Below are 26,998 nucleotides of genomic sequence, written 5' to 3' on the forward strand. Positions count from 1 at the left end.
TAATGATTGTAAAAAAACTGAAGGATGAAGCAAAATGGCAAAGGTGAAAACAAACGCTATTAGGATACTCGATGCAAAAAGAATCGCCTATGAGGTGCTTACATACGATAATCAGGATGGAAAAATCGATGGGGTTTCTGTTGCAGCGAAAATAGGCAGAGAAGCCCGTGAGGTATATAAAACGCTTGTGGCGCAAGGAGCAAGTAAAACAATCTATGTTTATGTGATACCGGTTGAATCGGAACTGGATTTGAAAAAAGCGGCAAAGGCTGCTGGGGAAAAGAAAGTGGAGATGATTCCGGTTAAGGATATTCAGAAATGGACGGGTTACATCCGCGGCGGCTGCTCACCTGTAGGCATGAAAAAAGAGTACAAGACATTTTTAGACGATAGCTGCTTAGCGCTTTCTAAGATGGTAGTCAGTGCTGGAAAAATAGGTGTGCAAATGGTGATAGAGCCGAAAGTGTTAATAATCCTGACAAAGGCTGAAACGATAGAGGTTAGAAAATAGTGCAATAGGCATTCACCCATAAAAGTTGCTTTGCATAGGATATGGTGAATTGATGAGAAGCAATGTCACGTAAAGGAGATGTTTAGTGTGGCAGGAAAGGTCAAAAATTACTATGCGGGCGGGAATACAGCTAGAGGGTTTCACAGCCTATATGAATCAAATCTCCAAGGACTAGAGAGAGTCTATATTCTTAAAGGTGGTCCTGGGACTGGAAAATCTTCATTGATGAAAAAAATAGGCAATGAATGGGTCGAAAAGGGATATGATATCGAATACTTACATTGCTCGTCAGACAACGATTCCATTGATGGTGTCATCATCCACGCCTTAAAGGTGGGAATCGTTGATGGTACTGCTCCACACGTCATTGAGCCTAAGGCTCCGGGTGCGGTTGAACAGTATATAAATCTGGGTGAGGCATGGGATACGAAGGCTCTTGGTGCAGAGAAAAAGAACATTGAACGGTTAACGAAACAAATTAGTGCTTCTTTTCATTTAGCCTACTCAACCTTTAAGCAGGCATTAGATGTGCATGATGATTGGGAGAAAATTTATATTGATAACATGGATTTTGAAAAGGCAGACCAGCTGACAAATAAATTAATTCAATCCTTTTTCGGCAAGCTGAAAATTAATAAGCAATCTGATATCCGTCACCGATTCTTAGGGGCGGCGACACCAAAAGGAGCTGTCGACTTTGTCCCGAATTTAACAGAGGATATAGAAAAGCGTTATTTTATTAAAGGACGCCCGGGTTCTGGAAAGTCAACCATGTTAAAGAAGTTAGCAGTTGCTGCAGAAGCAAGAGGAATTGATATCGAGGTATTTCACTGCGGTTTTGACCCTAACAGCCTGGATATGGTTATTTTTAGAGAGCTTGGCATTGCCATATTTGATAGTACGGCCCCGCACGAGTATTTCCCAAGCCGTGCCGGCGATGAAATCATCGATATGTATGAGCTTCTGATTACACCGGGAACCGATGAAATTTATGAAGACCAAATTAAACCGATTGCGGCAAGCTATAAAAGTAAAATGAAAGAAGCAATCTCATATTTGGCGAGAGCAAAGGAACTTCATGATAAGCTTGAGGCCATTTATGTCCCTGCAATGGACTTTTCTGTGGTTGAACAAATTCAAAACAGAATTGCGGAAGAAATTAGAGAACTTGAATCAGCGGATACGGTAAGTATCCAATAGTAAAATGCCGGTTTTCCTTGTAGGAAAGCCGGCTTTTATTAGTACTGTCCAGCGCGAGGCGCCACCCGGATCGGGTCATAAGCCAATAAGCAGGCGCCTTCCGCTTTTCTAATTATGTGGATTGGTTTTGCTTTGCTGGCTCTTATTTCGTTTATTTCCCTTGCTGTTATCGCCGCTGACAAACTCACTTGCGAATTCAGCTTCGGCATGTCCTGCCTGCGGAGAATTTTGATTATTACTGCCTTTATTAACCTTTTTTGTCATAGTTCCTTCTCCTTTCATCAATGGGTACAGTTTAGTTTGGCATTTGTGAAAGTGTTTATACACCTTAATAGAGGGGATAGAATGGGTTTATCCGAATAACTAGGAGAGCAAAATAAAAGGATAGAATTTTTTTTAGGAGTGAAGGATTGTTGAAAAAAGAAATAGAAAGACTTGCTGCCTTGTTTGAAGAGAACTCGAATGATGAAAATGCCGGCCCGATGAAAAAGTATATGAAAGATCAATTCCCTTTCTTAGGAATAAAGTCACCGCTCCGGAAAGAGCTGGAAAGAAAATTCTTTAAAGAAACTGAGATCTTGAAAAAGCCATTTGAACAAGAATTTGTGACAGGGCTTTGGGAGAAGGAAGAAAGAGAATATCACTATACAGCGATTACCTATATAGGGAAGTACATAAAGAAACTGCCAAAGAGCGTGATTCCTTTCCTCGAAGAGTTGATTACCACAAAATCATGGTGGGATAGTGTGGACTCTATTGCCCCGCTGGTTGGGGAAATCGCCCGCAAATATCCTGAGGTTATACAAGAGACAATTGATGGCTGGGCGGTCAATGATAACCTTTGGCTGCGGAGAAGTGCTATTCTTTTTCAATTAAAATATAAGCACGAGACCAATGAGGGCCTCCTTTATGACTACATCATTAAGAATGCTGAAAGTAAGGAGTTTTTTATTCAAAAGGCAATTGGCTGGGCATTACGAGAATACTCGAAAAGTAATCCTGTGTCTGTGAAGGCGTTTATCGAAGGAAATACTCTTGCTCCATTAAGTGTAAGAGAAGGAAGTAAGTATCTTTCGTGAGCAGAATGGTGAAAATGTCTAGTGGAATCATGTTAGAATGGCAGTAACTTTGAAAAGGAAAACAGGTGAACAACATGATTAAGTGTATTGCAACAGATATGGATGGAACATTATTGAATTCCGTTCAACAAATCAGCCCGGAAAACAAAGAGGCGATTTTAAAAGCACAATCACAGGGAATTGAAGTGGTTGTCGCAACAGGAAGGTCATATCAAGAAGCAAGCTATGTCTTAGATGCAGCGGGGTTACAATGCCCAGTTATTGGTGTCAACGGTGCGGAGGTACGTACTAAAGAAGGTGAAGTTCTCTCTTCTGTACCCCTTCGTAAAGAAGATGCGAAAAAGGCAGCAGACATGCTGACAAAGCGTGATATCTATTTTGAAGCTTACACGAACAAAGGCACATACAGTGTTGACCTAGAAAAGGCAGTTTCTATAATAGTGGATATTGTAGTCAGCGCCAATCCTGACGCCGATCAGGAACAAGTCCACTATGCGGCGGGAGCTAGAATTCGAGATGGTTTGGTTCACGGAATTGAAAGCTATGACCTTCTTTTTTGTGATGATGAAGTACAAATTTATAAACTTTTAGCATTTTCCTTTGACACCCAGAGGCTGGAGGCTGCAGCTGCAGAACTTCATGAGTTAGAAGATCTCGTTGTTTCCAGCTCTGGACATGAAAACCTTGAAATTACCAATAAGAACGCACAAAAGGGTATCGCACTTGAAGCATTTGTGAAAGCAAAGGGAATTCAATTAGGTGAGACTATGGCAATGGGTGATAGTTTTAATGACGTCTCAATGCTGGAAAGAGTCGGAAGAGCCGTAGCGATGGGGAATGCAGCCTATGAAATAAAATCGCTATGTGATGTGATAACAGAGACAAATGATGAACATGGGGTAGCCAAGGCAATTCTGGAAGTTTTATAGGAAGGGAAGAAATCGATGGGCAAAGTACGTTCTGTTTTTTTACTAATGATTTTACTGTTATCAGGTTGTTCTCTTTTTGAAAAAGAAAACCTGCAGCCAAAAGACCAGCAAGAGGATGAGGCGATTTTCCAGCAGCCAGAGATTGAAGTGGTGGCAGAAGAATTACGGGTTCCGTGGTCTATTAATCAGGTGAATCAGGTTTTTTATGTGAGTGAACGAACAGGAAGTATTGTGAAAATTGTTAGTGGAAAAAGTGAACGGCAGCAAGTGGTTTTGGAAAAGCCGCTCTCGAAGGCAGCTGAAGCGGGACTGCTTGGCTTTGTCCTCGACCCAGGGTTTCCTGATAACCAAAAGGCTTATGCCTACTATACGTATGACAATGGACAGGGACAGTTTAACAGAGTAGTTGTTCTCAAGCTTGAAGGGAATAAGTGGACAGAGGACACAGTCCTTCTTGACCGTATTCCAAGCGCTGCATATCACCATGGCGGCCGTTTGAAGATTGGAACTGATGGAAAACTGTACATTACCACTGGAGATGCAACTACCCCAGAGCTGGCACAGGATCTGGGGTCCCTAAATGGAAAGATACTAAGGATGAATGTCGATGGCACCATTCCAGAGGATAATCCATTTGCTGATTCCTATGTGTACAGCTATGGTCATCGGAATCCTCAGGGGCTTGTGTGGGTCGGTGATACGTTATATTCGAGTGAGCATGGTCAATCGGCACATGATGAAATCAATTTGATTAAACCTGGCGGTAACTATGGATGGCCGGTCATTCAGGGAAGTGAAAGGAAAGCAGGGATGGAGACGCCATTGTTTCATTCAGGTAATGAAACATGGGCACCTTCAGGAATGGCCATTTTGGATGGAAAGTTGTATGCTGCAACACTTAGAGGAAATGCAGTTAGAGAATTTGATTTAGACAAGAAGATGACAAGTCCAGTTATAACAGGATTAGGACGGATTCGTGACGTTTTTGTAGATGGTGAATACCTCTATTTTGTCAGCAACAATACAGACGGCAGGGGAAATCCGGACGAAAAGGATGATAAATTGTATCGTGTATTGCTAGCGGATTTGAAATAAAGTGGTAAAGGCTGGTGTGAAGATGACGACGAAAAGCAATAAACTGCAATACGGATGGACACTGATTGCTCATCCAACCTATCAAATTTTTACAAACAAAAACTCTTACGCCATCATCGACGAAGACAATGACGTCATGCTCAGATTTACCCTCCAAGAAAACGAAATCGAAATCCATGGCGCAAACTGGAACCTAAACTACAAAATCAACCTAGGCTTCAAAACCCTTAAAATCATCAACACACCCGAGGTATAATGGCTAATGGTGACAGCAATGGTGACAGGCACCAAATATACAAAAACCGCTGTTTATGCAGCGGTTTTTGTATATTTGGCGCCTGTGGTGAATGAATTATAGGATGACTATTTCCATTGAGTTAACCTGCGAGACTAGCAGTTCTTCGTATTGTTTTTGGGCTTGGAAGTTGATTTCCTGCTGGCCCATTTTTGGGTTTTCTTTTTTTACTTTTTCGATGATGTCTTTTTGTACTTTTTGGGAGAGGACAATAAGTTGATATTGTTGTTTTTCAGTTTCCCAAAACTTATCTTCTCCGTATTCGCTGATCATGGCCTTGGCCGATTCAAACTGGTTGTATTGACTCCGGACTTTATTCATTTCTGTTTCAACTTCTGCGTCACTCGCGGAATGTCCTTTTTCTTCAGCGAGCATCGCCATGGAGCGAAGGCGGATGATTTGCGTTAATAATTGATTTTGGTCTTCCACAAGCTTTTCCTGAGAATCCCAGTAAGATAAGGCTTCTTTTAGCTGGTCGCCTGTATAACGCTTTTGATCGGTTTCACGGTTGATGGCAAGCTGGAGATAGTTGATAAACTTGTAAAACTCGATATCTTCATTCGTAATCCATTCTCCGTTAATCGAAGCCACGCCTTTTGATTCTTTGACCTCATAATTGATGACCTTTTCTGCCTTTTTCCCGTCCTTTTCTAACACAAAGAAAATTTCATATTTCCCGGTCATTGGGAGTTCAACTTTCCCAGAATAAATCCCAGCTTCCTCTTCTGTAAGTTCAACTTCCGTTGTGCCGTGGTCCATATTGGTCATAGAAAACTCAGCTGATACGTTAAGTCCGCTGACTGCTTCATCCTTTTCTGTAACTTTGATTTCAAAAGGCAATTCTTTATCAGCCAGCTGATAAATCGGTTTTGTCACTTCAATATTATACTCAGGGTCGGCACTACAGCCTGCTAGTATGGCTAAAAGCAGCAGTGCGGCCAGCATCATCGCTTTTTTCATGATTCAATCCCTCCAAGATTATGTGTTTGTAGAAAATCCTCAACGGTGTATTTCTCCATTTTTCCATTATTTAAATAGGCAACATGGGTACAAACCTGTTTAATTTCATCAAGATGGTGAGATGAAAGCAGGATCGTTTTATCATGAAGCGACTTTAACACTTCTAATATTTCCTTTCGTCCCATTGGATCAATCCCGCTCGTAGGCTCATCGAGAATCAAGATACTAGAATCCTGATAAAGGGTGATGGCCAGCCCGAGGCGCTGCAGCATACCCTTTGAATACTTCTTGACCTGAACAGTGCGGTCTTCCCACAAACTTACTGACTTAAGGACACTCTCGATAGTGTCATGGTCTACTGTCTTACCGACTGCTTCAGCAAAGAAGGTGATATTCTCAAGACCCGTCAGCATCGGATAGAGCATGAATTTCTCTGGCAGATAGGCGATCGCCTTTTTCCAGTCCTGATTTTTCTTGGTTACGTGAACGCCGTTAATGGTAATACAGCCTTGTTTAACAGGAAGGAGCCCAAGAAGACTATTGATAAAGGTAGACTTTCCAGCACCATTCCGGCCAACTAAGGCACAAATCTCATGTTTGTTAATTTCAATATTAATAGATTCCAGAACTAATTTTTTTCCGAAGGATTGGTTTAAGTCAGATACCGTAATCATTCGAATCCCTCCTTACGGTGAAAAACAATACCAGTGACGATGGAAGTAATAAGCCAAAACACTAGATTATAAAGCAGGAAGAATGCTGGTTTTGTCCACATGAAGGCTTGCAGAAGCCGTGACATATGACCGAACGAATAAACATCCATCCCGGTTTCTAAGAACATTCGAACAGACTGCAGTGGATTTAAGAAATACAGTGATGAAAATAGCTTTACATTATCATGGGTCACATCAGGTAAAAACGAGAGCAAAATAAAGTCGTGCAAGAAGAAAAAGTAAAACCAGACAAAAATCGTATAGCCGATAATCTGCATTCTGGAAGAGCTGAAGCTGCCGATTGCCGCTCCCATCTGCAAAAACACAAGTGATAGAGTCACAATACCGATAATAAAGACGAAATATGCCTTCATATCAAGCTGGAAGTTAAACTTGAGCAATAGCAGGTAAAGAAAAAACCAGACCAGAATGGGCAGAAGGACTACCGTATACAGCCCCGCACTTTTCTTTAATAGAAAGCTTGCATAGGAATCCTTTTTTGTCAGCAGCATGATTAATGTCTTTTGTTCCTTTTCCTGAAAAACCGAAAAGGCGCCGATAAACAAGCAGAGGATCGGAATAAAGTAAATAATTGTATCAAACAAATTAATTAAGAGAACATAGTAGCCTTTATCAAATGAAAGGGCAGTGGAACGAAACAAGATGCTGACTGATATCAGAACAATAATGCTTAGAGCAAGCCATAATCCTTTTCCTCTTATATTTTCCTTCCATTCCTTCCAAATGTAATGCATAGTAAATGTCTCCCTTTAAGTAATATCAGCACTGCGGCGAGCCCTAACGCTGCAAAAAGGATCAAATGATTATTTCCTTTTTCAGCTGTGAGCGGATGTGGATCATGGAACATCACTTTATCATCCGCTAATAGTGCATTCATTTTTTCATAGATGCCTAGTGCTGGGCTTTTTAAAAATAAATAAGCTAATTCTTGATCTTCGATTAGCTGATAAAGCGAAGATTTATAGGTTATAGGAAAGTCCCCAATGCCGTTTTGGTCTAAATCAGTGAGCGGGAAGGAATCTCCCCAGTCATTTCCTTTGCCATTGTGGCTCCAAAAATTACTTTCTCCTGTTCCTCCTATTGTCACGGCGGGAATAGTGTTTTCAGTAAGTAAGTTTTCCGTAAAGATTTGTTCATTCGAACTAGCCCAAAGCTCAATTCCAATTTGGTTTTGAGTGATTGAATTGCCTTCTATCAAATTTCTTGTGGCTTGGTCGATATAAATACCTCTTTGGTTCATGTAAAAGGTATTATTTTTTATTTGATTATCATTCGCTTGAAGCAGTAATAAACCGAATGATTGGTTTCCGTAATTTACGATGAAATGGTTATCCTCTAGGACCAGGTGATTAGAATTCATGACCGCAGCGCCGCCCGTATTCATGGTAAAGGTATTATTTTTAAAAATATTTTCATCAGAATACATGTAATGCAGACCGTACCGCGTATTGCTTATATTATTTTCATAGCTTTCATTGTTGTTGCCATAATCGAAGAACATTCCATCACGGGTGCCTTCGATGGTGTTATGTGATAAAAGATTCTTGTTCGCATAATAGACATGGATTCCGTTACCTTGTGCTGCAATTTCTCCTTTGCCCATTCCTTTTATTTCAACATGAGTGATGGTATTTTCATGTGCCTGGCTTAAATAAATTCCGTGAAAGGAATCCGTAATTTTGACATGGTCCACAACATTGTTGTTGGTATGAATCTTAATGCCGGCATATTCCTCTGCAGAGTTGCGGTCCATGCTGCTATTTTTAACATTCAGTTTCTTAAGCGTTACATGTGGAGTTTTGATGGAGATAACGTTCCCCGTACCGTCTCCCTTGATAACGGTCTTAGCCTTTCCAATGATCGTAATGGGTTTGTTGATGACAATATTGCCTTCATACGTTTTACCTTCGAGCTGCAATACTGCTCCTTCTTCCAAGCTGTCGATCATGGCTTGCAAGTTTTCGGCAGCATAATTTTTCTCAGGGCTAAGGCAAAAGGTGACAGAGAAAACGAATAGAAAGAGCAGAAATTTATTCATCTTGTTCGATCCTTCCATAACGGAATCAGTAATAAAAGAAAGGCTGCAATAAGGAAATACGCACCGTAACCTAGAACACTCTCAGTAACAAAGTTTGCAACTGTATTATGCCCTAAAAGCGGCGGAACAAATGGGTCAACCTTGATTGGCGCTGTTGGACTTAAGTTCGTGCCGAATTTACGTAGTGCCCGGGTCAGATCCCAAACACCAAGACTGCCGCCAATGACAAACAGACCAATTAAACCGTACAGCACTGCCTTTTTACGCAGGATGGCTGTTAAGAGTGTAAGAGCAGCTAGACCGATGACTAAGTAGGATAGATAAGCTAACTCAGGAAAGTTCTCTTCACTGAAATTATCCATGCCGATATAGTGATTTAAGCTGTTAACGATATCAATTTCACCTTCGAGCTTATTGGGGTGAACGATAATATTTAATCCTTCTGGATACTGCGGCGCAAAGAAAATCATTTGCCACCACGGAAAGTATAGTGATAGTACCACTAAAGCTGCTGCCAGCGTAATCACCAGTGATGACACAAGTGATAATTTTTTAGCTTTCATGTAAAACAAGTCCTTTCTAAACGGAGAAGGGTACCAATTGAATCAATTGATACCCATCATCCGATTTATTTACTAGGCTTTACAAGGAAATAGCCGGTCATTTCTTGGTGCAGTGCGGAACAGAAGTTAGTACAGTAAAGCGGGAATGTACCTGCTTTGTCTGCAGTAAATTCGATTGTATTGGTTTGACCTGGCTGAACCTCAATGTTTAAGTCGTATTGGTTGATGGCAAATCCATGGGTAATATCCTCATCAAAATCCGTGTTCGTTAAGTGGATAAACACCTTATCTCCTTGATTGACTTCAATTACATCAGGACGCTTTGCTTTTGCATCAAAGATAAACTTCGACCGCATTGCAATACCATAGACATGAACTTCGTTTCCATTCCGTTCAATTCTAGCTTGGTCCTGCTTATATGTCGCAAGCTTATTGTTTTCATCCTTCTCATAAACTTCAATCGTTTTAATCTTATCTGCCTTAATGATTTGTGCGTAGTGCGGTTCAGGGTTAACTGGTGAAGATTGGATAACCTTCATTTTGCCGCTGATATCGATTAATTGCATGGACTCAGGATGTGAAGGTCCTACCGATAAATAACTGTCTTTGGCAATTTTGTTCAATGCAATCAGCCATTTTCCATCTGGTGCAACGGTGTCACCTTCGGCAGCTACAGAGTGTCCTGGTGAATATTGAACAGGTACACGGTCTAGCGTTTCGCCTGTTTTTGGATCCCATTTCACGATTTCAGAAGAAATGAACATTGTTGTATACGCCATTCCTTTGTCATCGAATTGAGTATGAAGCGGTCCAAGGGCATTTTCAGGGTTAACTTCTCTTTCCATAATAGAATCGTAGTTGATAATCGGAATACCATTGCGCTCGCCAGCGAAATCTTGCTTTTCGATCGCTTCGAATGCTTTTTCAAACGAGAATACTGTCATAGCTGGTGCTAGTTTACCAGAAGCAATAAAGTGCTTTCCGTCAGGAGTTACGTCCACGCCATGCGGTGATTTCGCAACAGGAACGAGGTAAATGCCGCCTTTATGCTTTTCAGGGAAAATCATTTTTTGACCTGTAACTTCATCATACTGACCGTCCGCAACCATTTTCTCAAGCTCTTTCCAGTTAAAAAGAACAATGAAGTCACGGTCCGCTTGTGATGCGTTTATTTCAAGGTTAGTTGTAGCTTCTTCTGTGTTATACGTTGTCATAACGGCCCAGTCGCCAGATTCCTTTTTACCAGCGTCAGATAGGTCATAAGACCATGGCGGAAGAGCAACCTGGTAAGCAACATTAAGTTTGTCTTTGTCCTGGTCAAACGTTACGGCAGACATTACGCCGCGGTACTGCTGGCTGTACTCGTCCAATGACTTATACTCAGAGCCAATAGGAACGGCAAACCGTGTTGGCAGGAACATGTACTCTGTGTTCTCGGTAACGAAGGCCGCACAGTGCGGACCGCTTGTATTTGGAACGTTGATAATGTCCTTTACGGTAAATGTTTCTAAGTCCATGGCAGCGGCACGGCTGTTTCCGACATCCGTTGCGAACATATACTTACCGTCATAGTCACCATTTGTTTCTGAGAATGCCGGGTGATGCAGGTCTCCCCACGTATAGTCACCCATCAATTTCTTCGTATGCTCATCAAATCCATATCCTGTTGCAGAATCTGGTGAAAATACAGGAACCGTTCGAATGTGACGCATCGATGGAACACCGTAGATAAACATTTGTCCGGAGTGACCGCCTGATGCGAATAGGTAGTAATCATCTTTTTCACCAAATGGTACATAAACTTTTTCTGCATCGCTTTTGGTATTACTAGAAGCAACCTGGTTGTTGGTACTCTTTGAAAAATCAGCAAAGGAGATCGTTGCTGCTACAAATCCTGCTAGTAATCCAGAGGCGATAGGAACCCATTTTTTCATCAATTACACCACCTTATTATTTTTCTGATGCTTGCTTCAACATATCTAACACTTGCGTGCGTTCTTCATCTGTTAACGGGCTGCCGCCAATTACGCTCGACATAACCGCTGAAGTTGGTTCTTTTAAGAATTCATCAAGAGACTTGCCATGCTTTCCTTCTACCTCAGTAAATGCTTTGGAAAGATCTGGGCCGGTTGCCCCGCCATCTAGGCCAAGCATATCCACTGCGTGGCAGCCAAGACAGCCTTTACTGTTTAGGATGTTATCGGCATCTACCGCTGCTGTTTCCTCTTTTGGTTCTTCCTTTTGACTCTCTTTTTCACTTGCTGTGTCTGTTTGTTCTGTTTGAGCGACCTGAGGCTGTTGATCGGAATCTCCCATAATAACGCCAAATACTAAGTACCCAAGACCAAAACCAATGACAATGCTGACGACAAAGCTGATAATCGCCTTATTCATACTTCCCCCTCCTTTATGTCTAATGAACACCTTCATCCTAATTTGAATTCAAGTTTTAAAATGTGACGTTTCTCACATTTTTTTATCCAACTTTGAACGTTTTGTGAAGGGGCTTGAAATGACAGGGTTTTCGGAAATTGAACGTTTTGTGAAATTTATCACTTCGAGAGGGAGGGATTTTCACTACAATGGATGTAACATCTGATGGATTCACAGCCTTGATAAAAGATAGAAAGGAGGAACTGGAATGAATCCCGTACATGCATTAAAGGAACAGCCATTAGCTAGAGTGAGAGAGTTAAAAATTGAAGACTTTCTCCGGAAAATTGTCATTTTTAAGGATTTATCGGCCAAATCCATTCATTTAATCGCCAACCGTATTCAATCGTTAACCATTAAAAAAGGGGTACAGGTTATCTGTGAAGATGAGGTTGCAGAAGGGGTGTTTTTCATTCACTCTGGTGCAGTCAAGCTGACGAAGCAGGATGAAAATGGCAATGAAATCATTGTGTGTATGAAGCAAAAGGGTGATGTGTTTGCGGAGGCTTGTTTGTTCTCGAAAACCTCAGAGCTTTATCCGGCGACGGCCACGATGCTAGAGGACGGCCAGTTGTTCTTTTTAGATAAACTGGAATTAGAGAAGGGTCTCCATGAATATCCCGATCTTGCGGTTCAATTGATTGAATACATGAGCGATTCGCTTCGTGAAATGACGTCAACCTTACGAGACGTTGCTTTGTTAGATGTGTATGCGAAGACGGTGAAGACGTTAGAGCGGTTAGGCAATAAATTTAATACGTCAGCCACAAGATGGGACATTGAAATCCCGTTGACGATTCAAGAGTTTGCAACGGTAGTGGGGACCTCACGGGAAAGTGTGAGCCGAGTATTTTCGAAGTTGAAAAAAGAGGGCATTATTGATATGAAATCGAGGAAAATTATCATTCTTGATATGTGCAAGCTGTGCACGTTGATGAATCCAGTTTATTAAAAAACCTTCGCCGCTTTTTGACGAAGGTTTTTTAGGTATATGTTAGTTGGTATGAGCCCCTTTTTTTGAAAAATCATCTAGGATTGGGCTTTATGAAGCGGCCATGAAACCTGTTTAAGAGAAATCATCTAGGATTGGGCTTCATGAAGTGGTCATGAGGCCTGTTTTAAGGGAACTCAACCGATTTTGGGCTCCATGAAGTAGTCATGAGACCTGTTTCAATAGAACTCAACCGATTTTGGGCTCCATGAAGTGGTCATGAGGCCTGTTTTAAGGGAACTCAACCGATTTTGGGCTCCATGAAGTGGTCATGAGACCTGTTTCAAGGAAACTCAACCGATTTTGGGCTTCATGAAGTGGTCATGAGGCCTGTTTTAAGGGAACTCAACCGATTTTGGGCTCCATAAAGTGGTCATGAGGCCTGTTTTAAGGGAACTCAACCGATTTTGGGATCCATGAAGTGGTCATGAGACTCGTTTTAAGAAAACTCAACAGACTCTGGGCTTCATGAACTCGAGAAAAACGATTATGAATCGAATTTATACGTCCAAAAGCGTTCGTTATTGATCCAGACCATCATCTGCGGGTCTTGATTCTTCAGCTTTTCTGTCACGTCTCCAAACATTTGCTCCGTCTGGGAACGATGAGCTTGAATTGCAGCGAGCTTTTTATCAGCAACGGCACTGATATTAAGAACAATGTCGGCCTCACCGAGTTCTTCCACACAATTGTTTGAAAAAGCAACGCAGTGCAGCTTCGGTCTTTTGTCAGCCGGAATCTTTTCTAGTGCCCTTACGACCGCCGCACCGGTCGCATCGTGGTCGGGGTGAACAGAATAGCCTGGATAAAAAGTGATCACAAGGGATGGATCTACCACACTGATCAACGACAACATGGCATTGGCTAATACCTCATCATCTTCAAACTCGACCGTTTTATCACGGTACCCGAGCATTCGCAGATCCTGAATCCCTAAGGCATCAGCGGCCGCTTTAAGCTCCTCTTTTCGAATCTTCGGGAGATTTTCGCGGTTGGTAAAAGGGGGATTCCCCATGTTACGCCCCATCTCACCCAAGGTTAAACATGCGTAAGTGACAGGAGTACCATTTTGTACATGGGTGGCAATGGTTCCAGATACTCCAAAAGCTTCGTCATCCGGATGTGGAAAGATGACTAATAGTTGACGTTCTTTTTCCATAAAAGGTTCCTCCTTTCCTTTACTCAAACGGTGTAGGGCTGATTTCAAGTGCAACCGCGAGTTTCCCTTTGTTATCATGTCCTGCTAACAGCAGGCGGTCTTGTTCATCGACTTCAAAATGAGTGAGACCTTCCGCATAAATCCAGCCAAGGTTGATTTTTAGGCCCACACGATAGGGGTCGCCTCCAGTGATTTTCCCATGTTCGTAACGGACCAGAGCATTTCGAATATAGGCACCTGCTGAGAAGAAGGTTTGATCATGGTGGGATGCGTAGGCACCATTGGTTGTTTCCAGGTGAATGTAAACATCCTGATTCGCGTATCGGTTAATTTCTTTTTGAACCTGGAGATGATTTTTAATCGGTTCCATCATTACTTTTCTCCTTTCCCTATACATGGTATGTAATCTATCAACTAGTGTATTTATTAATGTAACTATCATACTAAAATCACTTTGAAAAAGCGAAATGTACGACTTATTTTTTATTTAGGCTGTGTTAACCTAGGAAATTAGTTTCCGCTCCAATTAAAAGTTTCCTCAACACATCCTGAAATAAAAAAGCCGTCCACTTGGAACGGCCTGTTGATTAGCAATCTGTACAGTATTCGGTTTTTGAACTGCGGTAGGCGCCGTGCCATGTTGGTCCTACAAATTCATTTAAACGGAAGCCTTGGCTGATGGCAGCAGAAATGAAGTCCTTTGCAACTTCAATCGCTTCAACAACGGAGCTTCCTTTTGCAAGCTCTGCAGTGATCGCAGAAGAGAAGGTACAGCCGGCACCATGCGTGAAGTCTGTTTCAATTTTATCTGATTCAAAAATGGTGAAGTCCTTGCCATCGAATAATAGGTCAATGGACTTTTCTTCTGTTAAAAGCTTGCTGCCGCCTTTAATGACCACATACTTTGCACCTAAATCATGAATTTTTCGTGCTGCTTCTTTCATTTGCTCTAAAGTTTTAACAGGGCCTGTCTGCGCTAATTGCCCAGCCTCGAAAAGGTTAGGTGTCACAACTAAAGCGCGCGGCAGCAATAATTCACGCATTGCATCCGTCGTTTCAGGATTTAGTACTTCATCTTCACCCTTACACACCATTACCGGGTCAATGACGACAGTCTCTAATTTATGTTCATCGATCACTTTTGCTACTAATTCAATAATTTCAACAGTACCTAACATACCTGTTTTCATCGCATTGATTCCTACTGATAAAACGGTATCGATTTGTGGTTTAAGAGTATCAACAGAGATTGGAAACACACTATGGTGCCAATCCTTAGGATCCATCGTCACAATGGTAGTCAGTGCTGTCATGCCGTACACACCTAGTTCTTGGAATGTTTTGATATCAGCCTGAATCCCTGCACCTCCGCTTGTGTCCGAACCCGCGATTGTCATCACCTTTTTAATTGTCATATGTAGTCCTCCTAAAGCAAGTTGTGAAAATCACTATTCCTATTATAAATCAAACGTAGAAATATAGCAGAAATTTAAAATGCATGAATTTGTCAGAAAGATGACAAATACCTGTTTTTATACTATTTGGATGTTTATCTGTGATAAATCTTACTTCAGTTAAAAAGGACTCATCGTACGATAGTACTAAAGATACAAAAAGTGTTTTGAAATCGCTTGCGTCTAGCGTTTTTGACACAATTTGAACAGTCCTAAAGATATTGATTACTGAGAAAATTCGATATTCCGACACAGAAATGTCCATGATTCGTCAAAGTCCAATGAGTTAGGGTTCAATATTTATTATAAATTTAAAAGGCATAGATTATCACATTTCCTGAAAAAAGGAGGGAAAACAATGTACCGCAAAGGATGTCCCGATGAATACCCGATTACCTTGGTTTTAAATGGGTATGAGATAGCTGTATTTCAACTAACAAAACACGATTTAGAGGATTGGGCCTATGGTTATTTGTTTTCTGAAGGATTTATTCAGGAAGCTAGTGAGATTGAATACATCACCATTAATGAGGAAATGGGGAGCATCAACGTCTCACTTCTGAATGGATTTAATGAAGAAGAGCTATTTACAAAAAAGAAGCATTATACAGCTGGCTGCGGCCGCGGCGTCACATTTTTCTCGATGACAGACGTGAAAAATTTTCAAAGAGTTTCTTCAGAACAACAATATAAATTAAGTTATTTGTTAAAAAAACGAAGTGAATTTGCTCAAAACTCACCGTTTTATTTAGAAACTGGCGGCATGCATGGAGCCTGTATTGTAGATGAAAGAGGCGATATCACTGTCCGTGAAGACATTGGGCGGCACAATGCAGTCGATAAGATCATCGGCCACACATTACGAAAAGGGTTGCAGCCTGAAAGGTTAGTTCTATTAACAACCGGCAGGGTTTCATATGAAATGCTCTCCAAAGCAGCAAAATTTGGCTTTCCTGTGATTGGTTCACGAACAGCAGCCACTAAGCAGGCTGTTCAGTTAGCAAAATATTTGAACATAGAGGTTATTGGCTATTTACGAGGGAAAATGGCCAATATCTACACTGCAGCAGGAAGAGTTGAAAATGATTTATTGGAAGTATCCGCTGTAGAGATGCATTGAAAGGGGGGAATAAAGAACAAGGCAATTTTTAACTAGAGATAATGGGATATTCTATTCATTTAATGGGAAGGAGATAGAAAAATGGTTGAAATCAACTTAAACCGCCGGCAATTCTTGAAGTTGTCTGGTGCTACTGCCGCGACTCTAGCAGTAGTGGAACTAGGCTTTAATGAAAAAAAAGCCTATGCCAGCACAAAAGAATTTAAAATTGCCAAATCAACTGTAACACCAACCATTTGCTGCTTTTGCGGCGTGGGCTGTGGAATCTTAGTCCATACCAAGGACAACACCGTGGTTTATACGGAAGGGGATCCGGATAACCCAATTAACGAAGGTAAGCTATGCAGTAAAGGAACCACTATTAGACAGTTATATACTTCTGAAAAACGAATTAAGAAACCGCTTTATCGTGCACCAGGCAGCAGTAAGTGGGAAGAAAAAGAATGGGAATGGATGTATGAAACCATTGCCAAACGAGTGAAAGAAACGCGTGACAAAACATTTGTCGTAAGTGAAGATGGCATGACTGTAAATAAGACCGAGGCAATTGCCAGCCTTGGCGGAGCAGCTCTTGATAACGAAGAGACCTACCTGCTTTCAAAAATGATGAGAGGGCTTGGTGTCACCTATTTAGAGCACCAGGCACGAATATGACATAGTTCTACGGTTGCCGGTCTGGCACCTTCATTAGGTCGTGGAGCAATGACAAACAGTTGGAATGATGTGCAATATACCGATTGTGCGTTGATTATGGGTGCAAACCCTGCGGAAAATCATCCAATCAGCTTTAGATGGTTAACAAAAGCGAAAGAGAATGGCGGAAAAATTATCAGTGTTGACCCTCGTTATACAAGAACATCGGCAATGTCTGATATTTATGCACCACTGCGCTCTGGAACAGATATTCCGTTTATGGGCGGTATGATAAAATATGCGCTTGATAATAATCTTTACCACAAAGAGTATGTCGCTAAATATACAAATGCAAGTTTTATTATAAAAGACAGCTATAACTTTGAAGACGGCTTATTCTCAGGATATAACGAAGAAAAGCGCGCTTACGATAAGACGAAGTGGGCAATTGAGAAAGATGCTGAAGGAAAACCAGTTAAGGACTTCACTCTAGAACATCCAAGGTCTGTTTTCCAATTAATGAAAAAGCATTATTCGCGCTATGACGTTGATACAGTTGTAAAAATTACAGGAACACCAAAAGAAGATTTATTAAAGGTGTACGAAAACTTCTGTGCAACAGGTAAAGTGGGTAAAGCAGGAACAATCATGTACGCAATGGGAACAACCCAGCATACAGTGGGTACACAAAACGTTCGTGCATTTGCGATTATTCAACTTCTTCTTGGTAACGTGGGTGTCCCAGGCGGCGGTATTAACGCAATGCGCGGTGAGTCAAACGTACAAGGATCAACAGATTTTGGTTTGTTATATGGTAACCTGACAGGATATTTGAATACTCCAACATCAACAGATAAATTGAATGCCACACTAGCAGGGCACTTAGAAAAAGAAACACCAAAGACCGGCTATTGGAGCAACAAGCCTAAGTTCATTGTCAGCTTATTAAAAGCTTGGTACGGACCGAATGCAACAGCAGATAATGAGTTCTGCTATCAATTCCTGCCAAAAGGAAATAAAAACTACTCACATATCAACCTGTTTAAGGCGATGTACGATAAAAAGCTAGAAGGGGCATTCCTTTTCGGAACAAACCCTGTTGTCGGCGGCCCGAATGCAGGAAAAGAAAAAGAGGCACTTTCTAATCTTAAGTGGTTAGTGGCTGTTGACCTATGGGAAACAGAAACATCAGCATTCTGGCAAGAAGAGGCTGGCAGTAACCCATCAAAGATCAACACTGAAGTATTCCTTCTTCCAGCATGTTCTTCTTATGAAAAAGAAGGAAGCGTATCAAACAGCTCCCGCTGGATGCAGTACCGCTGGCAGGCCATTAAGCCGCTTGGTGAATCTAAGGCAGACCTAGAAATTATTCATGAGCTTATGACGAAGATTAAAGGTCTTTATAAAAATGAAGCAGGTCCAGCCTCAGCTCCTATCAATGCTCTTTATTGGAACTATGGTGAAGGTCACCATCCTGATATTGATCTTGTTTGTAAAGAAATCAACGGGTATGACGTCAATACAGGCAAGCTGATCGCCGGCTTTGGTAATTTAAAGGATGATGGATCTACTTGTTCTGGTAACTGGATTTATTGCGGTTTCTATCCAGAAGAAGGCAAGAACCGTGCGAAGAACCGTGATAAAAAAGATACAGGAATGAGTTTGTATTTAAACTGGGCGTATGCATGGCCAATGAACCGCCGAATTCTCTACAATCGCGCTTCATGTGATCCAAATGGTGTTCCATACAATAAGGAAAAAGCAGTTGTGTGGTATGACGCGGCATTAGGTAAATGGACAGGAGTGGACGTTCCAGACTTCGTTGCAACAAGAAAGCCTGGGGATGCAGGATTTGAAGATCCATTTATCATGATGAATGACGGTGTTGGCGGCGTATTTGCACCAACATTAAATGATGGACCATTCCCTGAACACTACGAGCCATTTGAAAGTCCGGCAAAGAATCCTTTTTCCAGCCAGGAAATTAACCCTACTATTCAGTTATTTGATGGTAAGTTTAATGAGCGCGGCTTCAAAGCAGATTATCCAATTGTGGCAACCACTTACCGTGTAAGTGAACACTGGCAGTCTGGAACGATGACACGCAACCAGGAATGGCTATCAGAGCTAGTACCACATATGTATATTGAAATCAGTGAAGAACTGGCAAAAGAAAAAGGAATTAAAAACAAAGATAAAGTGATTGTCAGCTCCGCACGCGGCGAGGTAAAGGCATATGCGATGGTGACAAAACGCTTTAAGCCTCATACCATCGATGGTAAAAAGGTACACCAAATCGGAATGCCATGGCATTTTGGTTATAAAGGTTTCGCAACTGGGGATACAGCAAACCGCCTGACTCCTCATATCGGGGATGCCAATACAACCATTCCAGAGTACAAAGCATTCCTCTGTGACGTAAGGAGGGCATAACAATGGCTGTAGAATATGTAAAATTTGTTGATGTAACCAAGTGTGATGGCTGTCGTGCCTGTATGGTTGCCTGTAAGAACTGGAATGACCTTCCGGCAGAACAGCAGGACTTCTTAGGAAGTGCACAATCCCATGCTAAAACAACAGCTGATACTTGGAATGTACTGCAATATATCGAGCACGAAGATTCAAAAGGCAAACTTGACTATCTATTCCGCCACTCTGCATGCTTCCATTGTACAGATGCTGCCTGTGAAAAGGTTTGTCCAGAAAATGCAATTAGCTACACTGATTTTGGTTCAGTTGTAATTGACCATGAAAAATGTGTAGGCTGCGGCTATTGTGTCAATAACTGTCCGTTTGAAGTCATTTCTCTTAAAGAATATGTTGATAAAAATGGCGATAAATACAGAAAAGCTCATAAATGTACAATGTGTACGGATCGTCTTGAAGAAGGCTTACAGCCTGCCTGTGTTACAACCTGCCATACAGGTGCAATGGAGTTCGGCGACAAAGCTGCGATGATCAAGAAAGCAGAAGAGCGTGTTAAACAAATCAAAGACCGCTATCCAAACGCAATGGTTTATAACCCACAAGGCGTAGGCGGTACACATACAGTTTATGTATTAGCAGAAAAGCCATCTGTCTATGGTCTTCCGGAGAACCCTAAAGTTCCAACCTCAGCTGTGATCTGGAAAGACTATGCACAGCCAATTGGAAAAATGATGATCGGCGCAACCACAATGGCGGTTGTTGGAGCATTTATTACCAATACGATCATTAGCAAGAAAAAGAATGGTAAAAACGAAGACGGAGGTGACAGCCATGAGTAAACCTCAAAATTCGACTGTAAAAGTAAGACGTTTTTCAAAGGCGTTTGTTTGGGCACATGGTATTAATGCGGTTTCGTTCTTTGCCCTCTATATCACAGCCCTGCCAATGTATACAGAGTTTTTCGACTGGCTGTATCCAGTTCTTGGCGGACCAGAAGGAGCTCGTTTACTTCACCGGATATTCGCGGTTGCTTTTATCACACCGACATTTATCTGGGTAATCTTTGATCCAAAAGGCTTCAAGCGTTGGATGAAAGAGCTTGTAACTTGGAAGAAACGTGATCTTCAGTTCTTTACTGAATTCGTAAAAGAGCTTTTCGGTTTCAATTTCAAGCATGTAAGACAAACATTCTTTAACGCCGGTGAAAAGATTAACTCAATCATTCAAATTTTCACCGCAATCCTAATTATTGGTTCAGGTATCCCAATGTGGTTCCCTGAATATTTCCCAAGAGCTGTGGTTCAATGGGGATATTTGTTACACAATGTCGGTTTCGGTCTTTCCATTGCCGTTATCGTTGGACACATCTATCTAAGTGTTGTTCACAAAAACTCTCGACCAGGCTATTCAGGTGTTGTTACCGGCGAGGTTCCTGCATGGTGGGCGCATGACCACTATACAGACTGGTATGACGAAGAAGTCGCAAAAGGCAACTTCCCTGACATTGATGCCAATGGCAATCCTAAAAAACCAACTAGCCCAGATAAGAAAAAGAAAAAAGGCGCTTAGGCCCGAAAAGCGGAAACGCCTTGACCCGAGCCACTAGGCGTTGGAGCTAGACAAGGCCATTGAAAGAGTGAATAAACCAAATGGCTGTCTGTAAAAGGACAGCCATTGGTTTATAAAAACAAAAAAGAGGTGCACAACGATGAAAAAATCTGTTGTTTCGAAAGAATATCAGAATTTACAGAAGGATATTTTAACCCTTCAGGAGAATTGGAAGAAGAGGATCAATCCTGAATCTATTATTCCAAACCTGGATAAGGGAGCAATGTCTATAGGGGTCCCTGCGGCAGCATTAGCGTCTATTAATTTTGAAATTTCACTATTCATACAGTGGATAGAGGAGATAAATGCACTTTTAATCAAAAACAACCCTGAATTAGAAACGAAACTAGGTGTTATTAACACTCTATTAAATGAAGAAACAGCGATTCGCTGGATTGATGAAGCCTTTTCTTTTAATAGTGTTTATTTTGCTAGTTTTGCTGAGGAAAATGGAATTGATGAGTGGGTTCCTCAATTTCTTGCTGAAACAGCACTTAGGCCATATCTGCGGTTAACAGCGGAGAAAGTTCAGCACGAAATCACTCATGCTGCTTTTGGTGCAGGCTGTCCTGTTTGCGGGGAACCAGCTCGACTTGCCGTTCTAGAAGATGAGGGTAAAAAAGTGATGACTTGTCCTCGCTGTCTTGCGCATTGGCATTCAAAACGAATTGAATGTGCACACTGTGGCAATGATGACCATAACACCATTCAGTTTATCACCATTGAAGGCGATGCATCCTCACAAATTCAGGTTTGCGAAAAGTGTACAGGGTATATTAAAGTGATAGATACAAGACAATATCTCGAGAAGCCATCGGCGGCCATGCTGGACTTAAATAGTATTCATCTTGACTTTGTAGCTCAAGAGCAGGGATATCAAGCAGTGGGGAAAGCGAAAAGCGGAAGCGCCTTGTCCAGGGGCGACAGGCATTAGTCGATCCGGCGAGAAGGTTGGTTTTTACCTTCTTGACGGATTGGCAAATGACCCGAGCCCCTAGGCGCTGTAGCTAGACAAGTAAAACAAACCAATTAAGAAGGTGCTTTTTCATGAAAGCTGCAGCTATCATTTTAGCAGGCGGGAAATCAAGCAGAATGGGTACAAACAAGGCCCTCCTAAAACTAAACGAGAAGACCACGATTGAAAGAATGGTTGATACTCTCAAAATCTACTTTGATGATATCATTCTCGTTACCAATGAGATGGAGAACTATCAATTTTTAGGAGTAAAGATGGTGCCAGACCACTATCCCGGGAAAGGTCCGCTCGCCGGATTTCATGCCGGATTAAGTGCTTCGGAATATGATGTGAATTTTATTACAGCCTGTGATATGCCATTTATGTCCGGAGAACTAGCTGCCACCCTTGTAAGTATGATTGACTATCATGATGCTTTAGTTCCTGTTATTAATGGGAAAATGCAGACTCTTTGTACGGTTTTACAAAAGAAGACGGTAACAAAGATTGAAGAATGTATTGAGAATGGACGTCTTCCAATCAAACATCTGCTTGAGCATTTAAATGTCCTTTATGTAACAGAAGAAGATTTGTTAGTCTATAGCAATACTGATATGGAGCGAGTCTTTTTCAATATGAATCATCCCCATGAGTATGAGGACGCAAAAAAGTGGCTCGAGGCCGATCGCTAGGAAGGATGTAGGGCACAGTGCAATTTTTCAAAGTAAAAACAGTTGAAGAAACCTTTGCAATGATAGAAGAAAAAGTTCAAGCAATAAAAGATAAAGAAGTGCGCTCACTCGAAGAGGCTCTTCATTATATAACAGCCCAGAGCGTTACCGCGAAGGAAAATGTCCCTGGCTTTGATCGTTCAACCGTGGATGGCTATGCGGTCAAAGCAAAGGACACATATGGATCGTCTGATTCGATGCCTGGGTTTTTAAATGTGGTTGGTGAAGTTGCAATGGGAGAGGGTGCAGCACTCCCTGTTGGTCCAGGAGAAGCCGTTTATGTACCGACAGGCGGAATGATTCCAAAAGGCAGTGACAGTGTGATTATGATCGAGCATTGTGAGGACCATGATGGGCTGCTAAACACCTATAAATCTGTGGCACCGGGTGAAAATATTATTCGTGCAGGTGAAGATATCTCTCTTGGGGAAACTCTTCTTCCTGAAGGAACCCTGCTTCGTCCGCAGGAAATAGGTGCAATGGCTGCATTAGGTATCAGCCATGTAAATGTCTATCGCAAATTAAAGGTCGGATATCTATCATCTGGCGACGAAATTGTTCCCTATCAAACAGAAAAACTTTCAGAAGGACAAATTCGCGATATCAACTATTTGACGATATCCGGGCTCGCACAGCAATGGAATGTTGACGTTGTGTACGGCGGAATTGTGAAGGATGATTATCAAGAGTTTCAACAAAAAGCACAGGCTTTATATGATGAAGTCGACTGCTTGATTCTCTCGGGGGGAAGCTCAGTCGGTGCAAAGGATTACACAACAGAGGTTATCCAGTCGCTAGGTTCACCAGGCGTATTTGTCCATGGTATCTCCATCAAACCAGGAAAGCCGACCATTCTTGCAATGGCAAATGGAAAACCTGTTATTGGGTTGCCGGGGCATCCAGCTTCCGCAATGATAATCTTTATGCTTTTTGGCGAAAAAATACTGAAAAAGCTTAAAGGTGAAAAAATCGAAAAAAAACCTGATCGGTTTTTTGCCCGAATTACGAAGAATATTCCTTCTGCACCAGGGCGTTCCGATTATATTCGTGTTCGTTTGATTGAAAAAGAAGGAGAATGGTGGGCTGAACCGATTATCGGTAAATCGGGGTTAATTACTACGTTAGTAAAAAGCGATGGAATTGTTGAAATTACTTCAGAAAAAGAGGGTATTTCACAGGGAGATTATGTACCTGTGATTGCAACACGATGAGGGGGATCATAGATGGACCAGAAACGCTATAAACGGAAAATATATTTAGAGGACAAGCCCCGCTCGGAAGCTAAGAATGAAATTCTCGAAAATTTTTCTCTGACCTCAGAAATTGAAATGATTCCAACAGTAGATGCCCTTGGCCGTGTAACAGCACAGCCGATTTTTGCCAAGGTTTCAATGCCGCATTACCATGCATCTGCTATGGATGGAATTGCGGTAATCGCTGAAAAAACGTATTCCGCCCATGAGCAAAATCCGCTTCAGCTCAAATTTGGGATTGACTTTGCCATTGTGGATACAGGAAATGCCATTACAGCACCGTTTAACGCGGTGATTATGATTGAGCATGTCGATATGATTGATGAGGAAACGATTGAAATTATCGAGCCGGCAACACCATGGCAGCATATCCGTCCGATTGGCGAGGATATTGTCCAGGAGGAAATGCTTTTTCCTCAAGGACATACGCTTAGACCAGCGGATTTAGGCGTTCTTTTAGCATCGCAGCAGCTTGTGGTTCCGGTTGTGAAAAAACCGATTGTCGCCATCATTCCAACCGGTAACGAGCTGATTGAGGCGAATAACGAACTATCGACAGGGAAAATTATTGAGTTTAATGGAACCGTCTTTGCGAATTTTGTCAAAGATTGGGGCGGGGAGCCAAGGCTGCATCGAATTGTGAAGGATGACCCAGAAATGATAAAGTCCGTACTGCTTGAAGCGGCAGAAACTTCGGATATTATTGTCATCAATGCCGGCTCATCAGCAGGCTCAAAGGATTATACCGTTCATATTATTGCAGAAATTGGCACAGTCTTTACCCATGGTGTGGCCGCAAGACCAGGGAAACCCGTAATTTTAGGGAAAATAAAGGAAAAGATTGTTGTAGGTGTTCCAGGTTATCCTGTTTCCGCCTATTTAGCATTAGAATGGTTTGTCCGGCCGCTCGTTTGCAAGTACTTGCAAATTCCTGAGCCAAAGCGTCAAACCGTTACAGTTAAGCTCGGCCGCCGAATTGTTTCGGGGATGGGGGCTGAGGATTTTGTCCGAATGAATATCGGCTATGTGAATGGACAGTTTGTGGCCAATCCGCTGACACGAGCAGCGGGTGTAACGATGTCCTATGTGAGAGCAGATGGCCTTCTAGTCGTACCTCCCAACGTAATTGGCTATGAACAAGGTGAATTTGCTGAAGTCGAGCTGTTACGTCCGCTTGAGGAAATCAAAAATGCCATTATGTTTTGCGGCAGCCATGATTTGACCATTGACCTTTTATCCTCTCAGCTAAAAAGAGTGCGTGAAGATATGAAAATCGTCTCTGCACATGTTGGCAGTATGGCTGGGATTATGGCAATTCGAAAAGGCGAGGCCCATGTAGCGGGCATTCATTTGCTTGATCCGAATACGAAGCAATATAACATCTCTTATATCAAGAAAATATTAGCGGGTATGGATGTTGTTCTCTATCCATTCTTAAAAAGAAAGCAAGGATGGATTTTACCAAAGGGAAATCCGCTTGGGATTGAGTCTGTGGTCGACATTGCTGAGAAAAAAGCAAACTTTGTTAACCGTCAAAAAGGAGCAGGAACGAGGATTCTTCTTGATATGCTGCTTGAGGAAAACGGAATTTCTTCAGAAGAAATCACCGGCTACGATCGGGAAATGTTCTCCCATCTTGCTGTAGCGGCAGAGGTAAATGGAGATAATCACGGTGCAGGTCTCGGGATTTACCCGGCAGCGAAAGCAATGAATCTTGATTTTGTTCCTGTAGGTGATGAAGAGTATGATTTACTCATGACACGGAGCTTTTATAAAAGTGAAAGCTGTCGATTATTAATCGATATAATCCAATCACCACAATTTAAGGAACAGGTTGAAAAGATTGGCGGATATGAAGTAGTGGAAAATGCTGAGCCAAAGAATTTGGTTTAAAGAGGTGCAGATAATGAACTTTCAGATTTCAAAAGAACCTATTGATATACAATCGGTTATTGATAAGGTTGTTCAGCGGAATGCCGGGGCAATCACGACTTTTATTGGGACGGTTCGTGAATTAACAAAGGGAAAAAAAACGCTTTTTTTAATTTACGATGCCTATGAGGCAATGGCCGTGAAAAAGCTTGAGCAAATTGGCAGAGAGATTGAGGAGCGCTGGGAGGGTTCACAGGTGGCGATTACCCATCGTGTCGGCCGTCTCGTCATAACCGATATCGCTGTTGTCATCGCTGTTTCCACACCACATCGTGCCGATGCCTACGAGGCCAATCGTTATGCAATTGAGAGAATAAAAGAAATTGTCCCAATTTGGAAAAAAGAACATTGGGAAGATGGCGAAGAATGGATGGGCAACCAGCTTGAAACGGTCGCATATCCAAGCGGAAAGCCGGAGGAGGAAGATCTGAATGAATAAGGTATTGTTTTTCGCTCATTTACGGGATGCAGTCGGCGAAGAGTTTCTACGCTTAGATGCTGCCGGCAAGACTGTGGGAGAAGTGAAAGCAGAATTGGCGGCCATTTACAATCTTCCAAAGTTAGACACCGTGATGACTGCAGTTAATGAAGAGTTTGCACAGGATGAGGAAGTCATCAAAGACGGTGATGAAATTGCATTTATTCCGCCAGTGAGTGGTGGTTGAGCCTTTGATAGCGGAGGGTACTCTCGTATGGCGGGGGATAACTCTCGTATGGCGGGGATAACTCTCGGATGACGGGGATAACTCTCGGATAGCGGGAATTACTCTCGGATAGCGGGGGATAACTCTCGGATGGCGGGGGATAACTCTCGGATGGCGGGGGATTACTCTCGGATGGCGGGGGGTTACTCTCGGATGGCGGGGGATTACTCTCGGATGGCGGGGGATTACTCTCG

The 26,998-nt window shown here is 42.1% G+C and carries 28 protein-coding genes and 1 pseudogene; 18 read left to right on the forward strand and 11 right to left on the reverse strand.

Annotation, left to right across the window (positions count from 1 at the left end):
- The first annotated feature begins 34 nt into the window (after positions 1-34).
- Both ybaK and SFC47_RS14935 read left to right on the forward strand, forming a co-directional pair.
- Entirely contained in the window at positions 35-511 is a 477-nt protein-coding gene (gene ybaK, locus SFC47_RS14930) for a Cys-tRNA(Pro) deacylase (RefSeq protein WP_411255091.1), read from the forward strand.
- A gap of 78 nt (positions 512-589) precedes the next feature.
- A complete protein-coding gene (locus SFC47_RS14935) occupies positions 590-1,711 on the forward strand; it encodes a PRK06851 family protein (protein ID WP_411255092.1) in 1,122 nt (373 codons plus the stop codon).
- A 108-nt stretch (positions 1,712-1,819) separates the two neighbouring features.
- On the opposite strand, the gene SFC47_RS14940 is transcribed toward SFC47_RS14935, so the two are convergent.
- Positions 1,820-1,975 carry a hypothetical protein gene (locus SFC47_RS14940; RefSeq protein WP_411255093.1) on the reverse strand — a complete coding sequence of 52 codons (156 nt, stop codon included), beginning with the start codon at positions 1,973-1,975 and terminating at the stop codon, positions 1,820-1,822.
- 149 nt (positions 1,976-2,124) lie between these two features.
- Between SFC47_RS14940 and SFC47_RS14945 the strand changes: the two genes are divergently transcribed.
- The 4 genes from SFC47_RS14945 to SFC47_RS14960 all read left to right on the forward strand — a co-directional run bounded on the left by SFC47_RS14945 (position 2,125) and on the right by SFC47_RS14960 (position 5,070).
- Positions 2,125-2,790 (forward strand): DNA alkylation repair protein, encoded by a 666-nt coding sequence (locus SFC47_RS14945; protein WP_411255094.1) that lies wholly within the window; start codon positions 2,125-2,127, stop codon positions 2,788-2,790.
- Between the two features lie 74 nt (positions 2,791-2,864).
- Positions 2,865-3,719, forward strand: a complete 855-nt coding sequence (locus SFC47_RS14950) for a Cof-type HAD-IIB family hydrolase (RefSeq protein WP_411255095.1) — start codon at positions 2,865-2,867, stop codon at positions 3,717-3,719.
- Between the two features lie 15 nt (positions 3,720-3,734).
- Entirely contained in the window at positions 3,735-4,814 is a 1,080-nt protein-coding gene (locus tag SFC47_RS14955) for a PQQ-dependent sugar dehydrogenase (protein ID WP_411255096.1), read from the forward strand.
- 22 nt (positions 4,815-4,836) lie between these two features.
- Entirely contained in the window at positions 4,837-5,070 is a 234-nt protein-coding gene (locus tag SFC47_RS14960) for a hypothetical protein (RefSeq protein WP_411255097.1), read from the forward strand.
- Between the two features lie 96 nt (positions 5,071-5,166).
- Here SFC47_RS14960 and SFC47_RS14965 read toward each other — a convergent pair whose 3' ends face one another.
- The 7 genes from SFC47_RS14965 to SFC47_RS14995 form a co-directional block, all read right to left on the reverse strand.
- The gene (locus SFC47_RS14965; RefSeq protein ID WP_411255098.1) at positions 5,167-6,069 is read right to left on the reverse strand and encodes a FixH family protein; all 903 of its coding nucleotides are present in this window, start codon (positions 6,067-6,069) and stop codon (positions 5,167-5,169) included.
- The gene (locus SFC47_RS14970; RefSeq protein WP_411255099.1) at positions 6,066-6,743 is read right to left on the reverse strand and encodes an ABC transporter ATP-binding protein; all 678 of its coding nucleotides are present in this window, start codon (positions 6,741-6,743) and stop codon (positions 6,066-6,068) included. The genes SFC47_RS14965 and SFC47_RS14970 overlap by 4 nt, the downstream gene beginning before the upstream one ends.
- Entirely contained in the window at positions 6,740-7,537 is a 798-nt protein-coding gene (locus tag SFC47_RS14975) for an ABC transporter permease (protein WP_411255100.1), read from the reverse strand. The genes SFC47_RS14970 and SFC47_RS14975 overlap by 4 nt, the downstream gene beginning before the upstream one ends.
- On the reverse strand, positions 7,501-8,841 hold the full coding sequence (gene nosD, locus SFC47_RS14980; protein ID WP_411255101.1) for a nitrous oxide reductase family maturation protein NosD: 1,341 nt from the start codon (positions 8,839-8,841) through the stop codon (positions 7,501-7,503). Before nosD ends, SFC47_RS14975 begins: the two co-directional genes overlap by 37 nt.
- A complete protein-coding gene (locus tag SFC47_RS14985; protein WP_411255102.1) occupies positions 8,838-9,404 on the reverse strand; it encodes a hypothetical protein in 567 nt (188 codons plus the stop codon). The genes nosD and SFC47_RS14985 overlap by 4 nt, the downstream gene beginning before the upstream one ends.
- 65 nt (positions 9,405-9,469) lie before the next feature.
- Positions 9,470-11,338, reverse strand: coding sequence for a Sec-dependent nitrous-oxide reductase (gene nosZ, locus SFC47_RS14990; protein ID WP_411255103.1), 1,869 nt, complete (start codon positions 11,336-11,338; stop codon positions 9,470-9,472).
- A 16-nt stretch (positions 11,339-11,354) separates the two neighbouring features.
- A complete protein-coding gene (locus SFC47_RS14995) occupies positions 11,355-11,798 on the reverse strand; it encodes a cytochrome C (protein WP_411255104.1) in 444 nt (147 codons plus the stop codon).
- A gap of 247 nt (positions 11,799-12,045) precedes the next feature.
- Here SFC47_RS14995 and SFC47_RS15000 point away from each other — a divergent pair, with 247 nt between their 5' ends.
- The gene (locus tag SFC47_RS15000) at positions 12,046-12,789 is read left to right on the forward strand and encodes a Crp/Fnr family transcriptional regulator (protein ID WP_411255105.1); all 744 of its coding nucleotides are present in this window, start codon (positions 12,046-12,048) and stop codon (positions 12,787-12,789) included.
- Positions 12,790-13,315: 526 nt separating this feature from the next.
- Here SFC47_RS15000 and bshB2 read toward each other — a convergent pair.
- The 3 genes from bshB2 to pdxK form a co-directional block, all read right to left on the reverse strand.
- The gene (bshB2, locus tag SFC47_RS15005) at positions 13,316-13,987 is read right to left on the reverse strand and encodes a bacillithiol biosynthesis deacetylase BshB2 (protein WP_411255106.1); all 672 of its coding nucleotides are present in this window, start codon (positions 13,985-13,987) and stop codon (positions 13,316-13,318) included.
- A 19-nt stretch (positions 13,988-14,006) separates the two neighbouring features.
- Positions 14,007-14,357 carry a YojF family protein gene (locus SFC47_RS15010; protein WP_411255277.1) on the reverse strand — a complete coding sequence of 117 codons (351 nt, stop codon included), beginning with the start codon at positions 14,355-14,357 and terminating at the stop codon, positions 14,007-14,009.
- A 217-nt stretch (positions 14,358-14,574) separates the two neighbouring features.
- On the reverse strand, positions 14,575-15,402 hold the full coding sequence (gene pdxK / locus SFC47_RS15015) for a pyridoxine/pyridoxal/pyridoxamine kinase (RefSeq protein ID WP_411255107.1): 828 nt from the start codon (positions 15,400-15,402) through the stop codon (positions 14,575-14,577).
- Positions 15,403-15,799: 397 nt separating this feature from the next.
- On the opposite strand from pdxK, the gene fdhD reads away from it, so the two are divergent.
- The 11 genes and pseudogenes from fdhD (at position 15,800) to moaD (ending at position 26,765) form a co-directional block, all read left to right on the forward strand.
- Positions 15,800-16,561 carry a formate dehydrogenase accessory sulfurtransferase FdhD gene (fdhD, locus tag SFC47_RS15020; RefSeq protein WP_411255108.1) on the forward strand — a complete coding sequence of 254 codons (762 nt, stop codon included), beginning with the start codon at positions 15,800-15,802 and terminating at the stop codon, positions 16,559-16,561.
- Positions 16,562-16,642: 81 nt separating this feature from the next.
- A complete protein-coding gene (locus SFC47_RS25890; RefSeq protein WP_486348379.1) occupies positions 16,643-17,215 on the forward strand; it encodes a twin-arginine translocation signal domain-containing protein in 573 nt (190 codons plus the stop codon).
- Positions 17,216-17,227: 12 nt separating this feature from the next.
- A pseudogene (gene fdnG / locus SFC47_RS15025) lies at positions 17,228-19,627 on the forward strand (formate dehydrogenase-N subunit alpha); the annotation flags it as partial.
- Between the two features lie 2 nt (positions 19,628-19,629).
- Positions 19,630-20,460: a 4Fe-4S dicluster domain-containing protein gene (locus SFC47_RS15030; protein ID WP_411255109.1), complete on the forward strand. Its 831-nt coding sequence runs from the start codon at positions 19,630-19,632 to the stop codon at positions 20,458-20,460.
- On the forward strand, positions 20,453-21,190 hold the full coding sequence (locus SFC47_RS15035) for a formate dehydrogenase subunit gamma (RefSeq protein WP_411255110.1): 738 nt from the start codon (positions 20,453-20,455) through the stop codon (positions 21,188-21,190). Before SFC47_RS15030 ends, SFC47_RS15035 begins: the two co-directional genes overlap by 8 nt.
- A 139-nt stretch (positions 21,191-21,329) precedes the next feature.
- Entirely contained in the window at positions 21,330-22,163 is an 834-nt protein-coding gene (locus SFC47_RS15040; RefSeq protein ID WP_411255111.1) for a formate dehydrogenase accessory protein FdhE, read from the forward strand.
- A gap of 113 nt (positions 22,164-22,276) precedes the next feature.
- On the forward strand, positions 22,277-22,876 hold the full coding sequence (gene mobA / locus SFC47_RS15045) for a molybdenum cofactor guanylyltransferase (protein WP_411255112.1): 600 nt from the start codon (positions 22,277-22,279) through the stop codon (positions 22,874-22,876).
- Between the two features lie 17 nt (positions 22,877-22,893).
- A complete protein-coding gene (locus SFC47_RS15050) occupies positions 22,894-24,126 on the forward strand; it encodes a molybdopterin molybdotransferase MoeA (RefSeq protein WP_411255113.1) in 1,233 nt (410 codons plus the stop codon).
- Positions 24,127-24,138: 12 nt separating this feature from the next.
- Positions 24,139-26,061, forward strand: coding sequence for a molybdopterin biosynthesis protein (locus SFC47_RS15055; RefSeq protein WP_411255114.1), 1,923 nt, complete (start codon positions 24,139-24,141; stop codon positions 26,059-26,061).
- A 13-nt stretch (positions 26,062-26,074) separates the two neighbouring features.
- Positions 26,075-26,539 carry a molybdenum cofactor biosynthesis protein MoaE gene (locus SFC47_RS15060; protein ID WP_411255115.1) on the forward strand — a complete coding sequence of 155 codons (465 nt, stop codon included), beginning with the start codon at positions 26,075-26,077 and terminating at the stop codon, positions 26,537-26,539.
- On the forward strand, positions 26,532-26,765 hold the full coding sequence (moaD, locus tag SFC47_RS15065) for a molybdopterin converting factor subunit 1 (RefSeq protein WP_411255116.1): 234 nt from the start codon (positions 26,532-26,534) through the stop codon (positions 26,763-26,765). The genes SFC47_RS15060 and moaD overlap by 8 nt, the downstream gene beginning before the upstream one ends.
- The last annotated feature ends 233 nt before the right edge of the window (positions 26,766-26,998 follow it).

The sequence above is a fragment of the Neobacillus niacini genome (assembly GCF_046591715.1).
Classification (GTDB): domain Bacteria; phylum Bacillota; class Bacilli; order Bacillales; family Cytobacillaceae; genus Neobacillus; species Neobacillus niacini_L.

Excerpts from the sequence above, each read along its gene's own strand:
- SFC47_RS14955 (WP_411255096.1), top strand. The coding sequence starts at position 3,735 with ATGGGCAAAGTACGTTCTGTTTTTTTACTAATGATTTTACTGTTATCA.
- ybaK (WP_411255091.1), top strand. The coding sequence starts at position 35 with ATGGCAAAGGTGAAAACAAACGCTATTAGGATACTCGATGCAAAAAGA.
- SFC47_RS14985 (WP_411255102.1), bottom strand. The coding sequence starts at position 9,404 with ATGAAAGCTAAAAAATTATCACTTGTGTCATCACTGGTGATTACGCTG.
- fdhD (WP_411255108.1), top strand. The coding sequence starts at position 15,800 with ATGTACCGCAAAGGATGTCCCGATGAATACCCGATTACCTTGGTTTTA.
- SFC47_RS15030 (WP_411255109.1), top strand. The coding sequence starts at position 19,630 with ATGGCTGTAGAATATGTAAAATTTGTTGATGTAACCAAGTGTGATGGC.
- pdxK (WP_411255107.1), bottom strand. The coding sequence starts at position 15,402 with ATGACAATTAAAAAGGTGATGACAATCGCGGGTTCGGACACAAGCGGA.
- SFC47_RS14995 (WP_411255104.1), bottom strand. The coding sequence starts at position 11,798 with ATGAATAAGGCGATTATCAGCTTTGTCGTCAGCATTGTCATTGGTTTT.
- SFC47_RS25890 (WP_486348379.1), top strand. The coding sequence starts at position 16,643 with ATGGTTGAAATCAACTTAAACCGCCGGCAATTCTTGAAGTTGTCTGGT.
- nosD (WP_411255101.1), bottom strand. The coding sequence starts at position 8,841 with ATGAATAAATTTCTGCTCTTTCTATTCGTTTTCTCTGTCACCTTTTGC.
- nosZ (WP_411255103.1), bottom strand. The coding sequence starts at position 11,338 with ATGAAAAAATGGGTTCCTATCGCCTCTGGATTACTAGCAGGATTTGTA.
- SFC47_RS14940 (WP_411255093.1), bottom strand. The coding sequence starts at position 1,975 with ATGACAAAAAAGGTTAATAAAGGCAGTAATAATCAAAATTCTCCGCAG.
- moaD (WP_411255116.1), top strand. The coding sequence starts at position 26,532 with ATGAATAAGGTATTGTTTTTCGCTCATTTACGGGATGCAGTCGGCGAA.
- SFC47_RS14965 (WP_411255098.1), bottom strand. The coding sequence starts at position 6,069 with ATGAAAAAAGCGATGATGCTGGCCGCACTGCTGCTTTTAGCCATACTA.
- SFC47_RS14950 (WP_411255095.1), top strand. The coding sequence starts at position 2,865 with ATGATTAAGTGTATTGCAACAGATATGGATGGAACATTATTGAATTCC.
- SFC47_RS15010 (WP_411255277.1), bottom strand. The coding sequence starts at position 14,357 with ATGGAACCGATTAAAAATCATCTCCAGGTTCAAAAAGAAATTAACCGA.
- SFC47_RS15040 (WP_411255111.1), top strand. The coding sequence starts at position 21,330 with ATGAAAAAATCTGTTGTTTCGAAAGAATATCAGAATTTACAGAAGGAT.
- SFC47_RS14970 (WP_411255099.1), bottom strand. The coding sequence starts at position 6,743 with ATGATTACGGTATCTGACTTAAACCAATCCTTCGGAAAAAAATTAGTT.
- bshB2 (WP_411255106.1), bottom strand. The coding sequence starts at position 13,987 with ATGGAAAAAGAACGTCAACTATTAGTCATCTTTCCACATCCGGATGAC.
- SFC47_RS15035 (WP_411255110.1), top strand. The coding sequence starts at position 20,453 with ATGAGTAAACCTCAAAATTCGACTGTAAAAGTAAGACGTTTTTCAAAG.
- SFC47_RS15060 (WP_411255115.1), top strand. The coding sequence starts at position 26,075 with ATGAACTTTCAGATTTCAAAAGAACCTATTGATATACAATCGGTTATT.
- SFC47_RS14935 (WP_411255092.1), top strand. The coding sequence starts at position 590 with ATGTTTAGTGTGGCAGGAAAGGTCAAAAATTACTATGCGGGCGGGAAT.
- SFC47_RS15055 (WP_411255114.1), top strand. The coding sequence starts at position 24,139 with ATGGACCAGAAACGCTATAAACGGAAAATATATTTAGAGGACAAGCCC.
- SFC47_RS15000 (WP_411255105.1), top strand. The coding sequence starts at position 12,046 with ATGAATCCCGTACATGCATTAAAGGAACAGCCATTAGCTAGAGTGAGA.
- mobA (WP_411255112.1), top strand. The coding sequence starts at position 22,277 with ATGAAAGCTGCAGCTATCATTTTAGCAGGCGGGAAATCAAGCAGAATG.
- SFC47_RS14960 (WP_411255097.1), top strand. The coding sequence starts at position 4,837 with ATGACGACGAAAAGCAATAAACTGCAATACGGATGGACACTGATTGCT.
- SFC47_RS14975 (WP_411255100.1), bottom strand. The coding sequence starts at position 7,537 with ATGCATTACATTTGGAAGGAATGGAAGGAAAATATAAGAGGAAAAGGA.